Consider the following 13,118-nt stretch of genomic DNA (forward strand, 5'->3'; position numbering starts at 1 on the left):
ATCCCGAGTGAAACGAGGGATCTCCTGAAGGTGGCGCTATGCCCGCATTTGAATTCAATGCATTCAGAATGACGGAATACCCTGATTTATTGAGCTGTTATCCGATAGAGAATTAACCCTGCGTAAATAATACCTTCTACTGCTATCTCTTTAACTGATTTGAACCTAGAATCATAACATTCCATAAAATTTCATTATTAAAAATGTATATTCAATCCAGCAAGCTCGTGTTTTCTCCTTCCGATTTAACTCAATTCATGGAAAGCCCTTTTGCTTCATGGATGGAGCATTTGGCATTGACTAACCCAGAGTTACTGCCTGAACCAGATGAACGTGATGCTCTTGGAGAGGTGTTACAGGATAAGGGAAATCAACACGAACGAGATGTTTTGGCTGGTTTTCAGCAACAGGGATTAACCATAGCTGATTTACATGACAGCGACGAGCCGTTCCAAGCAACTCGTGAGGCCATGATAAAAGGAATTGATGTGATTTATCAGCCACGATTGGAATTACTGCCTTTTAAAGGTTATGCGGATTTTCTTATCAAAACTGAAGGGGCAAGTCGGTTTGGGGATTATCATTATGAATTGTACGACACCAAATTGTCACAATCAGCCAAACCCTCTTTTTTGATTCAATTATGCTGCTATGCTGAGATGCTGGAAGTGATTCAAGATAGAAAACCCGAGTACATTACGGTTATTTTAGGTACTAAGGAATACAAACGATTCAGAACCGCTGATTACTATTATTTTTATCAAAAACTAAAAGAGCAATTTATAGCTACTCATCAGCACTTTACTCTCGGAAATTGCCCAGATCCGGCTGCATCAAAAAGTTGGGGGAGATGGAGTAATCATGCGGAGCACTTGTTACAACAGGTCGATCATCTGATTCAGGTTGCTACTATTACTTCCGGGCAGATCAAGCATTTGACCAAAGCTGGAATTACCACCATGACTGCTTTGGCGAATACCCATTTGAAACAGGTTAAAGGCATCAAACCTGACATTTTAGAACGCTTGAAGCTACAAGCTAAAGTGCAAATGCAAAGTGAGGGTAAGGCGATACCTGAATTTCAGTTCATTCCACAAGAGCCAGGAAAAAAACAAGGATTGGCTTTATTACCCCCGGCATCAGGCCGCGATATTTTTTTTGATTTGGAAGGTTTTCCTTTGGCAGAAGGCGGTCTCGAATATTTATGGGGCGTGACCTGGCTGGATGAGCAGGGTGAACGACAATACACTGATTATTGGGCACACCATCACGAACAGGAAAAAGAAAGTTTTCGGGCTTTTATTGAGTGGGCATATCAGCGATGGCTGGATGACCCCTCCATGCATATTTATCATTATGCCCCCTACGAAATCTCAGCCTGTCGGAAATTAATGGGCAAATACGGTGTGTGTGAATTTGAAGTAGATCAACTGTTGCGCAATGAAGTTTTTGTTGATTTGTATAAAGTTGTAAAAGGCTCATTAATTATCGGCGAGCCACGTTATTCCATTAAAAATGTGGAGCATTTATATCGAGGCAAACGAGAGACCGAAGTCGGTTCTGGCGGTGACTCGGTTGTAGTTTATGAACGATGGCGGGAAAATCCGGATGGAGATACCTGGCACACCTCTAAAATATTGAATGATATTCGTGAATACAATATTGATGACTGCAACTCAACACTGGAATTGGCCGACTGGCTCAGAACACACCAAACAACTCTGGGAATTACCTATCTTGGTAAAACTGAAATTACTGAAAAAGAAATTACAGAAGAAGTGTCCGAGACGATTAAATTGCGTGATGCGCTGTTGACTCAGGCGGAACAGCTGAGTAATGAAGGACATATAGAACAGGCAAGGATTCATACTGTATTGGCCTGGTCACTTGAATTTCATCGACGCGAAACAAAACCTGTGTTTTGGCGTATGTTTGACCGGTTGGGTTTAAGTGAGGAAGAGCTTCTTCATGACATTGATTGCCTGGCCTATTGCCAGCGTACCAATAAACCCGGATATAAACCGAAACCCACTGCGCGAAATTTGGTTTATGAATATTCCTTTGATCCGGATCAGGAATTTAAAGGGAGTGCGAATGAATATTATATTTTAGGCAAGGAGTATGACGACGGTAAATCTGTTAAAGCCACTCATCATGCAATCGACAGCGATTTGGAACATGGTTTAATCGCTCTGCAGCTCAGGTCTGAGATTAATGAACTGATCACCTTGATTCCCGATGAATATGTGAATCCAGGACCTATACCGGGGGCGATTGCCAAACAGGCTCAGGATTATTTCAAAGGAACACTGTTGCAGTCTGCTTTGCTGGATGTTTTGGCCAGAACTACTCCCAGAATTAAATACCATCCTTCAGGTCAACCAATAGCGCCCAGCCATAATCCGCAAGAGCGTATGCAGCAAATGATTCAGGCAGTAACGCATCTTGATAAAAGCTATCTCACCATTCAAGGACCTCCGGGCGCGGGTAAAACGTATACGGGAAAACATTTGATTGCCGAATTGATTCAAAGAGGAAAGAAAATTGCCATTTCATCGAACAGTCATAAGGCCATTAATAATTTATTAATCAGTACTGCGACCTACTGTGAGAAGGAGGGGATTAAAGGATATTTCTCCTGTACACGCAATACAGACAGCGCGATTGACGTGCTGAATATTGAGGTATTGGAAACAAAAAACATTATTGATTTTATCAGGCCAGGTTGCGTTGTCGGAGCTACAGCCTGGGGTTTATCTCGGGACGAACTGGAATACCAGTTTGATTATTTGTTTATTGATGAAGCGGGGCAAGTGAGTGTTGCTAATTTAATTGCCATGAGCAGAGCTACGGATAACATCATCCTGATGGGTGATCAAATGCAATTAGGACAACCCTCTCAGGGAAGCCATCCGGAAGACAGCGGTTTATCCATTTTGGATTATTTATTACACGATACCCCAACAATCCCTGATAGCATGGGCGTCTTTCTTGGCACTACCTATCGTATGCATTCTGCTGTGAATCACTTTATCAGTGAAGCGATTTATGAAGGCAAACTCGAAACGGCGCCGGCAAATGACAATCAACGAATCAGGGTTCTAGAACATTATCACGGTCCTTTAAATAAAGAGGCCGGCATTGTGACCATCCCAGTGTTTCATGAAGGGAATACACAGGCCAGTGATGAAGAAGTGGAACAAATCGTTCAATTAACCAGAGAACTATTGGGGCGAACGTTTTACACCCATGATGGAAGAGAAAGGATACTTGGCTGGGACGATATTCTTTTTGTGAGCCCTTATAATCATCAGGTGAATAAACTCAAAACAGTTCTGGGAGAACAGGCAAAAGTAGGTAGTGTTGATAAATTTCAGGGACAGGAAGCTCCCGTTGTCTTTTTAACAATGTGTGCCAGCAGCGCGAATGAATCCCCACGCGGCTTAAATTTTTTGTTCGATAAACATCGCTTGAATGTGGCGATATCTAGAGCCCAATGTCTGGTTGTGGTCGTGTATTCGCCCGCGTTATTGGATACAGTACCAAACAGCATTGAACAAATTGCTATGATTAATATGTTTTGTAGGTTAACTGGTTGATAAAAGGTCCATTTGATTGTAATTTGCGCCATTCCCGCGAAGGCGGGAACTTCCAATTAGCCTTAAATTTTTGTTGATAGAATGCTAAATGTACAATTTAAGATGTTTATTGAGATTTCACTAGAATGGCCTTCGCCCTCAGGGAGAAGGTGCCGAAAGGCGGATGAGGGGATCAAACATCATTTATTATTTTCGCGAAGTCGGGAATCCATGCATCAAATTAGCATCTGATTATGCTTACTAAATGGATCATTATGCTCATTTCAGACTGGATCCGCTAGCAAGTAGCGGGAAGTAGGAATAGAAAGTGTAACTATACGCCAAGATATTTTAGTGAGATAAATAGATTAATTGTAAAATTTTTGCAAAATTCATCAGGAACTTTAAAAGTCAAAGATTCTCCTGTATTACTATAAACAAGATATTAATTCCAGGGTTAAATTATGCCAGTACAAAGGAAAAAACTAGAATCACCGAAAGAAGAGCGCGCACGCGCTATAGAGAATAATCCATGCAATATATGCCGATCAATGGGCTTACCCATTTGCCGTGGACATGGCGGTGGCGGAGGCGGCGGCGAATCTGAAAGCAGCAGCCGTGACAGTCAATCGGATGAAGAACAAAAAAATCATGAGATGATGTCTCTGTCATTAAAAAAACCATCATCTTTGGAGAACATTTTTAACAGTGAATTATGGGAATTGACTGCAGATTCCGATTTCATTTATGAATTTAATGATCCCTATGCTTTATTACGCATTACCCTGAATATGGAACTCGGTTCTATAGTGTTCGAGGCAAAAAGAGAGTTGTCTAAAGAAGATCAGGACGCATTGAATGATCTGTTTGATGAAATTGAGAAAGAATTTGATTCGTTTAAAAAGTCACTGGATAAATCCCAGATCCCTCTGGAATCCATGACGCTGACTCGAGAAGCAAATAAATTAACCATCAAGATCCCCAGCCCCAAATTCTACGACACGTTTGTACAACAATTAATGGATAAGAATTTATTGCCAACAAAAACATTCCCATTGCCACAACCAAACAAGTCAGTAGTAACACCCGAGCTGGATCCTGCAGTAGAAGCCCTACAAAAATACACTTCATTACTGCCCAATCCTTTCGACATTACCAATGGCCCTAAATTTACAGGAAGAGATTAGGGGCTATAGGCATTTGGTCCCGAAGCCTGCGTTCCGCGCTTTATGCGCGGAATCCATTCAGTTCCAAATGTGCTAATTGGTCTTTGAAAGCAAGTTCTTAATGGATCCTGCGCATGAAGCGCAGGACGTAGGCAGTGATCATTGAAATGACAACAGCCCCTAGTATTGGAGTTATTTCTAACAAGTTAATCTCATGATTAATCTTCAAAGAGCAAAAATCCAAACATCAAGACATCCCCGGGTGAGAACTACACCTCAATAACCCGGGAAATCAACCCAAGATTCAACACATAGAACACAATCCAGCCTTAAACCCTTGTTATTTTACCCCAACTTAGATATCATTCCCTACCAATCGGGGCGTAGCGCAGCCTGGTAGCGTACTAGCATGGGGTGCTAGTGGTCGAAGGTTCAAATCCTTCCGTCCCGACCATCAATTCCCTTTTAAAATCAGTACCTTGCATCTTCTTAGTTAAACCCTTTAAAAATCAAAAATTCTGCTAGGTGTACTTCTGGGTGTACTTGGGTATTTTTATACTGTTACTTTGTATTTATTAATATTGGAGTTTGATTCAAAATATACCTTTATATGGAAGTACCGTAACTACTTGCACGTCATCCCGAGCGTAGAGAGGGATCTCCATGAATAGGCACTGTGCTACAAAATTGGAGATCCCTCTCTACGCTCGGGATGACGTACCGGGTGAGTAGTTATGAAGTATCAAGATGGAAGTGTTAATTGCTAAAGCTAAGATAAAAATAGAGCTGGCTTGAGCAAGCGTAGGTCGTGCAACAAATTGCCCGACCTACACTAGCTTGTTCCAGATTGACCACCAGGCGATGAGGAATACCGATTAAGTCGTTGTCAGCAAAGAGAACATCGGGCCTTTCATTGCCAATCAATGGAGGAGCCCCACACTGACCCCTATCCGTTTTGTCCCCTTTGATTATTCAGTTTTATAATGCCGGTGTCTATTTTTGATTGCTCTAATATTGAGCCTGTAGTAAAGTTCGCGTCCATTTGTAGTTATGGTAAATATTTAATGAACAGTTTTAAGTTTTTTGTAGAAGAAAGTAATAATCAGGGTTCGAATAGCAAGGCTCCTTGTCAGGTAATTCAGCATGACGACATGGTTCATATTTTATCTCATGCAAAACCAGGTTCCCTGGTGATTTTGGATCTTGATGATACGGTGGGAAGAGTGCCTCAGACTATTGGCCTGGATGCTTGGTTTAGATTTCGAATGCAGCAGTTTATCAATGACGGGCATGACACAGAAGAAGCTTTGCAACGTGCTATTGTTATTTATAATCTTGCCCAGCTCAACTCAACCCACATGATTCAGGTTGATTCTAAAATTAATATTGCCGAACAAATTAACTCGTTAAAAGATAACGGTGTGAAAGTGATTGCCTTGACCGCCAGAAATGGGGCTTTACGAGACAAAACTCTAGAGTTATTGCAAACCCTTGGCGTTTCCTTCAGTGAGGGTGTCTTAAAAGATGGCTCTTTTTCTTTTGATGGTAAAATGATTGAAATTAAAGACGGCGTTATTTTTTCTGATGGAAGAAACAAAGGACTATGTCTAGAGCAGGTCATTGAACAAAATTATTTTGTAATACCTTTCGAATCTTTTATAGAAGTGGATTTTGTTGATGACAGCAAAAGAAATTGTGACTTTGTAGCAGAAAGTTCTACTCGGCTAAAACAACCTGTTAGAGTGTGGCATTACACCTATGCTGAATGCTACCTGGAGTTCGGAGTTTCACACAAAGAAAGAGCATATGTTCAGGAAATTCATTTGGTTGATCATGGAGTCATGTTAGATGATGACGCCGCAGAACGCCTTTTAGACAATCGCTCTCTATAGAAGTTATTACAATTTATTATTAACAATCAATGGGATCAGGCTCGATTGATTATTGTTTCTCATAAAAATTATGATTTAAACAAATTACCCTCAAATCAATCGAGTCTGACCCCATTGATAGTATTTGAGAAAATGTAGGTCGGGCAACAAATTGCTCGACCTACACGAGCTTAAGTGAAAGGAGATACAGATAATATCAACATTATTTTTATCAATGGTTAGTTACATCCTCTCTTGACACAATAGCTTTACGTGATATATTCAGAACTCTTTTCTTAATTTTTGATCTCCATGGTAAATAAATCATCATTGTTGGCTGTTTGTTTGTTTATTTCTCTTCCTGTCATTTCATTTGCAGATAATGCTGATCTAATGAAACTCAATTACAAGAGAGACTTTTGCAATAATCAGGAATATGTAGGGAATCCAGGTTCAAAACGACCACATCTTCATTGCGGATCACACTTTATGTCCTATAAGAAAGCTAATGGAGATCATTCCAATATTGCTGAGGTAGGTAATTGCCTACGCACAAATGCTGTGTTCGATGATATAAAAGCGAATAAACAATCTTTTGCAGATTATCAAGCTATATACAACGCACTAGTTCGCTACCATCAGGCAGGCTGTCCAAATCAATAATCGGAATTGAGGGAACAAGCGTAGCAACTGTCTTGAATTTTCATTCAAGACAGTTGCTACTACTCTTGCTTAATTATGTTCATTAATGAAGGGTAGGTACAAATTTTCCCATCCTTTGGGTGCTGTCATTAACCTATGAATAGATGCCTATTAGAATGAATTCGCTGCGCTCATAGTTTCCTGGATTTCACGTTGTTGCATCCAGGCTACAATTATAAATTCAGGCTATCAAATGCCCGGATGGAATCCGGGAAGTTATGAGCGTAGCGAATTCTATTGTTCATATTCACATAATGACGCTGTCTCTTCGAAAAGAACTATCTTGTATAGTGAAGTGAGTACTGCATTAGAAAAAACAAAAGCAGGAAGTGTATAATGGACATGGCGAAAGGTAAGGTGTGACCTCATTGGCTCCAATGCCAACTGATAAGTACACCAGAGAGCTCTCCAGTGCACTGTGAACCAGGATTACCCTTCATTCCGGTAGCGTTTTGCAGAGAGACTGTCAGAAGAATATAAGTTCCATTCGATAGTACCTAGACTCCCATGACATCCAAGAATTGAGTCATAAACACTGGGGTTATAGAATATCTCTGATTGATTTAAATTCAGGAGTGCATCTTCACCGTCTTTTGATAAGAGAGTAATTATTATCAACCAACCTTGTGCATAGTGTTCTTTCGTAACATTCCACGCACAGTAACAAGAATATCCATCTGAATGCAGACCGCATAAAGTCTGGTCTGATGCTTTGGGAAGGGGTAAATTGAAGTTCTCTTCATTAAATTGAGTAACTCCTAATTCAGACAGGGTGGGGCATTGTATTGAATCATTTTGGGCATGGGACAATATAGTGAAGAAAAATATCCATATTATCATATTGATTTTAATCATTAATTTCATTGTATACCTCGAATTACAGCTAAATTATAACATCTGGAATAGCCTGGTTGGGCAAGGAATTCTACATTGTTGAACGTTAGCTCTCAACTTCAACTCAGTGGTTACACTCGCTAGGTTGACTTGGAGGAGACGTAGCCTGTATTAGACGAAGTCGTAATACAGGAAGCATTACCCCCATTTTTTTTGAATAACATCGAAAAGATCTCTGGTAATGCGGATTTAAAATTATGGGTTGGCCTTGTTTAAGTATTCAGGTTCCATCCTGTATTACGACTTCGTCTAATACAGGCTACGGTTGTTTTCTGCTTTGCAGTTTTTCTTGAATTATTAGAAAAGTACGGTATCTTATTGCCATCATTTTATGGCAAGTCGTGATAAGGAGATCATTAATGTAAACATCCAAGCAGCACACCTGGCTTTAGGAAATTAGCCATTAGTCATTGTTCTTATTAGGGAATAATGAACCAACTTCGATCGATATTATGGAATCAACGATGAAAAAATCTGTTTTATTTATTTGCTTATTATTTACTATCAATATTTATGCTTACAACGTCCGTTTGTTTTTTACCAATAATACGCCCGACACATTCAGGCCTCTCGCGGTAATAAATTATAATAAAGACGGTATCCCCTACGAACAATATATCGAACCTGAAGTCCCTGTAATTGAGGCTTATGCTCAAAATGTAAAAATTGATAAAGATCGAATCGGAATAGATAATTATCTTTTAGTGTGGTTTGAATTAAATGATGAGAACAATCGTTATAAAGACGCATGTCTTGACAGTTATGTACCCATCACCAGAAGTAGTGATATTTATTTTACTTTATCACGTGATTCTGAAGCACCTTATCATTATCTTTGTGAATATAAAATTATTCCACGATAAAGTTATCGGATGGCTTTAACTAAAATAGAACGCGTAGCCTGTATTAGACGAAGTCGTAATACAGGAAGCATTACCCCCATTTTTTTTGAATAACATCGAAAAGATCTGTTTAATGCGGATTTAAAATTATGGGTTAGCCTTGTTAAAGTATTTAGATTCCATCCTGTATTACGACTTCGTCTAATACAGGCTACGGCTCTACGGTTCATAAACCTTTGGAATGCATGGGTGAGGCATACAGACTATAATTAGTAAATCGGTTAGATAATTGTATGTGTTGAGAAAGTTAATGACCGTTCGTGGATTCACTTTTATTGAATTAATGGTTGTGGTTTCTATAATTGGAATTGCTGCTGTATTTGCTATTCCTGCTTATCAAGATTATACAATTAGAGCTCGCGTTATAGAGGGTTTAAAATTAGCGGATACCGCAAAAGTAGCAGTATCTGAGTCAGCTAATTCAAATGGAGTACTCCCTTTGAATGATCTCGGCGCAGGATATACGCCGCCTAATCCTACATCTAATGTATCTTCAATTGCCATAGATAATGGGCTTATAACTATTACTTACACTCCAAATTCAGGTAACGGCACAATAATACTAACCCCGACATTTCATGTTGATTCTAGAGTAATAACCTGGGATTGTACTGGGGGTACATTGGTCGACAAATATCGTCCTGCAAGTTGTAGAGGAGATAATTCTAACGGAAACAGCGAAAACAGCGGAAACAGCGGAAACAGCGGAAACAGCGGAAACAGCGGAAATAGCGGAAACAACGGAAATAACGGAAATAACGGAAATAACGGAAATAACGGAAATAACGGAAATAACGGAAATAACGGAAATAACGGAAATAACGGAAACAACGGAAACAGCGGAAATAACGGAAACAGTGGAAACAACGGTAATTAAGTTCACAATGGAAACGATTAAAGCAAGAAACAAATTAATTAATTATACAATGACTAATTTTCTACCAATAAAATGCCAATAACACTGAGCAGCCTTTTTTGATGAATGTATGAGTACCACATTCTTTATAACTTAAACAATACAGAATTCGAACAATAATGTCATGTTCCCGCTTTATCAGCAAATGTAGCCTGTATTAGACGAAGTCGTAATACAGGGTGCTTTACCCCAAAGCACTTTTTTATATTTAAGAAACGCTTTTCGGGCAAATAAAAAAAGTCTGCAGTACCACTTAACGAAAATAAGTCCAAAACTATGGGGTAGACTTATTCCCGTATTTAGAATCTGTCCTGTATTACGACTTCGTTTAATACAGGACACGTTTGTTGATGACTAAGATATCTTGGCTCGAACTCGAGATGCGATGAATTCCGCAGTTTTATCTACGCTCGTCCTTTTATAATTCCGTGCCAATATAATTTAGGAAATATATATTTTTTTAAGAACCACATGCTTCGGCGTTGTTGGGTCATATCCAACGGAAAGGTTGGCATTAATACGCCATCGTAACCGAACTCAGCAAGAATTACTTTACCAATATCTGTAATTATGGGGCATGCCGAATAACCATCATAGTGAGCTTTAGGAGTCTCGCCTTTGGCAACAGAGAGGATATTTTCCACAACTATAGGGGCTTGTTTGCGAATTGCAGCGGCTGTTTTTGAATTAGGAACACCATTTACATCACCAATACCAAATATATTCTTATAATCGATATGTTGTAATGTATGCATATCTACTTTCAACCAATCTTTCTGAGCACCTGTTTCAACCGCGAGTCCTGATTCTCGAATTAATTTGGAAGCGGTCATAGGGGGAACCACATGCAAGAGATCAAAATGCATCGATATTTGTTGGGTCTCTGATTTCATGACTCCGTCTTGTTCGTATTCACTGGTTTTCTCAAAGAATGCTATGCGTTGTTGGGGATCAAGATTGGTCAAACGATGAGAGAATAGGGTGGTAATTTCTTTTTCAGCAGCAACCTTTGTCAGGCTGTTTGCAAATGAGGGTACGCTAAACATCACTTTTCCAGCGGTTGTAAAGGATATTTTCGTTTGCTGACGTACCCCGTTTTTTCTGAATATAGCATCAGATAAATACATGATTTTTTGGGGTGCACCAGCGCACTTAATCGGGACAGGAGGCATAGTGAAAATAGCCTCCCCGCCTTTAAATTGATTAATCATCTGTGCCGTTTTAGTTACTGATTCTTTATGATAAATACTACAAATTCCATCGCTTCCAATAAATTCAGAACCTGGAATAAGGTCAAAACGAGTTTCCAGTCCTGTAGCCACCACTAAAAAATCATATCGAATCACGGTCTCATTGGCACACTGTACCTGTTGATTTACTGGATCAATCTTTACGACTTGATCAGCAATCCACTCCACTCCTGATGGAATTAAATTCTTTTGTTGTTTTTGGGACGAAGCAAAACTAGTTATTCCAGCTCCTGCCAAAGTCCAAAGAGGTTGATAATAGTGTGTACTTGAAGGTTCAATAAGTGCAATGGTTTGATTTTTCAATGTTCTTCTTAAACGTGCTGCAACTGCTAATCCACCACATCCTCCACCAATAATCAGATAATTATAGTGTTTGTCCATTTAGTTCTCCTGAAAATAATCTATTCCATATGTTAAGTTCGCTGATTTGGCAAAATCCATTTTAATTGGCAATGCTAACCATATAAGGGGTCGGATCCAAATTTTATATTAATAAACAATTTGATACACTAAAAAACATCCTGTTTTTTGGGTTTAAAGTCTCTTGGCAAGCTTAAATTAGCTTCCAGGAATATCATGATTTTTTAAGATATATCAAATTGATGGGGGCAGACTATCACTTATTGGTTTCTTAATTTTTATGAGGCTGAGCTGCATCTTACAAAGAGTTTATATAATCATTTGATTTAATAATGAGTCTGAACTGATTATTATAACAATGATCGCAACTTCAAAAACGCCTCATTAAAATTACCAAATATATTCACACTGAATACGCCCAAATGAGGAAATTCCAAATTCATAATCATAAATATCATAATCGATAATATAAGAGAAAATATGACCAAATGAATCCAGGTTTGTTTTAAATTATCTCTAATTCGATACCCTGCAAGAAAGGAGCTTAAAAGTACAATACAAAATAACAGTAAATAAATAACTAAAGGAGGGTGAATATGTTTATACAGGGTGACTTTATTTTCTAATGCCATCATGTTATTTAAGGTGCGCAAAAGTCCATTGCACGAACTAATCTTTCTTTGAATGCAGGTATCAACAACCAGATGCCATAATTTTTGTTGTGATTGCAAATAAATTTGTCTTTGGTTTTCTTTATCAGCTGCAGTAGAACGATTTTTATACCATTTAATTTGCCCATCCAGGTATTTATTAAATACCTCTTGTGCTTCTTTACGTACAGGCTGAGGCAATACATCTAAAAAATGGCGGGTGGCTATAATGGAGTCAATTTGCTCTATAATTAATTTTCTTTGTTCATCTACTCTTAAATTCGCTCCAGAAAATGTAAATGCTATTAAAAGTCCCATGATGGTATAAATAGTCGCTTCAAATACTTTAATGTCTTCGGTGATTTTGGTTTTTTTTTGAACCTTGACAGAAAATACATTGAATTGATGTGTAGCCACGTATCTGCCTAACAATAAAAACAGCAGAATAATGATAAAGAACATCCCAATAGATATGGAGGAAAATAATAGATATTCTAGATATTCCATAGTTCTATCCCTATATATCAAACAACGTAGCCTTGTTGTAATGCAACCTGAGCAGGGTAACTGTCCTATTGATTCTGATATATTTTATCAGTCATGTAATCACCAATAGTGCATGTATAGTGAATTAAATTATGTTCAATATCATCATTGCACCATTCATAAGTTCACTCTTGTTCATTACAATTCCCTTGATTTTTATTATTTATTGTCGACCCATTAGTGATTATCTTTAACTGGAATGATAGATCATGCCTCTAACATGTGCACTACTAAAGGTAAATATGCTTTGTAATGTTCCAGATTCTTGATTTTAAGGGTGATA

The 13,118-nt window shown here is 38.6% G+C and carries 8 protein-coding genes, 1 tRNA gene and 1 pseudogene; 7 read left to right on the top strand and 3 right to left on the bottom strand.

Annotated features, from left to right (window positions below; genetic code table 11):
* The first annotated feature begins 203 nt into the window (after positions 1–203).
* The 5 genes from IZU94_RS11515 to IZU94_RS11535 all read left to right on the top strand — a co-directional run bounded on the left by IZU94_RS11515 (position 204) and on the right by IZU94_RS11535 (position 7,278).
* The gene (locus IZU94_RS11515) at positions 204–3,599 is read left to right on the top strand and encodes a TM0106 family RecB-like putative nuclease (RefSeq protein ID WP_203110761.1); all 3,396 of its coding nucleotides are present in this window, start codon (positions 204–206) and stop codon (positions 3,597–3,599) included.
* 443 nt (positions 3,600–4,042) lie between these two features.
* Positions 4,043–4,765, top strand: coding sequence for a hypothetical protein (locus tag IZU94_RS11520; RefSeq protein ID WP_203110763.1), 723 nt, complete (start codon positions 4,043–4,045; stop codon positions 4,763–4,765).
* 356 nt (positions 4,766–5,121) lie between these two features.
* A tRNA-Pro gene (locus IZU94_RS11525) sits at positions 5,122–5,198 on the top strand.
* Positions 5,199–5,808: 610 nt separating this feature from the next.
* On the top strand, positions 5,809–6,636 hold the full coding sequence (locus tag IZU94_RS11530) for a DUF2608 domain-containing protein (RefSeq protein ID WP_203110765.1): 828 nt from the start codon (positions 5,809–5,811) through the stop codon (positions 6,634–6,636).
* A gap of 291 nt (positions 6,637–6,927) precedes the next feature.
* A complete protein-coding gene (locus IZU94_RS11535; protein ID WP_203110767.1) occupies positions 6,928–7,278 on the top strand; it encodes a hypothetical protein in 351 nt (116 codons plus the stop codon).
* A gap of 468 nt (positions 7,279–7,746) precedes the next feature.
* On the opposite strand, the gene IZU94_RS11540 is transcribed toward IZU94_RS11535, so the two are convergent.
* A complete protein-coding gene (locus IZU94_RS11540) occupies positions 7,747–8,181 on the bottom strand; it encodes a hypothetical protein (RefSeq protein WP_203110769.1) in 435 nt (144 codons plus the stop codon).
* Positions 8,182–8,675: 494 nt separating this feature from the next.
* Between IZU94_RS11540 and IZU94_RS11545 the strand changes: the two genes are divergently transcribed.
* Positions 8,676–9,074: a hypothetical protein gene (locus IZU94_RS11545; RefSeq protein ID WP_203110771.1), complete on the top strand. Its 399-nt coding sequence runs from the start codon at positions 8,676–8,678 to the stop codon at positions 9,072–9,074.
* A 289-nt stretch (positions 9,075–9,363) separates the two neighbouring features.
* Positions 9,364–9,768: pseudogene (locus IZU94_RS18440) on the top strand (pilin); the annotation flags it as partial.
* Between the two features lie 665 nt (positions 9,769–10,433).
* On the opposite strand, the gene IZU94_RS11555 reads toward IZU94_RS18440, so the two are convergent.
* Both IZU94_RS11555 and IZU94_RS11560 read right to left on the bottom strand, forming a co-directional pair.
* Positions 10,434–11,660, bottom strand: a complete 1,227-nt coding sequence (locus tag IZU94_RS11555) for an NAD(P)/FAD-dependent oxidoreductase (protein WP_203110775.1) — start codon at positions 11,658–11,660, stop codon at positions 10,434–10,436.
* A 329-nt stretch (positions 11,661–11,989) separates the two neighbouring features.
* The gene (locus tag IZU94_RS11560; RefSeq protein ID WP_203110777.1) at positions 11,990–12,796 is read right to left on the bottom strand and encodes a bestrophin-like domain; all 807 of its coding nucleotides are present in this window, start codon (positions 12,794–12,796) and stop codon (positions 11,990–11,992) included.
* Positions 12,797–13,118 lie beyond the last annotated feature (322 nt).

The sequence above is a fragment of the Legionella bononiensis genome, from assembly GCF_016786215.1.
Lineage (GTDB): Bacteria > Pseudomonadota > Gammaproteobacteria > Legionellales > Legionellaceae > Legionella > Legionella bononiensis.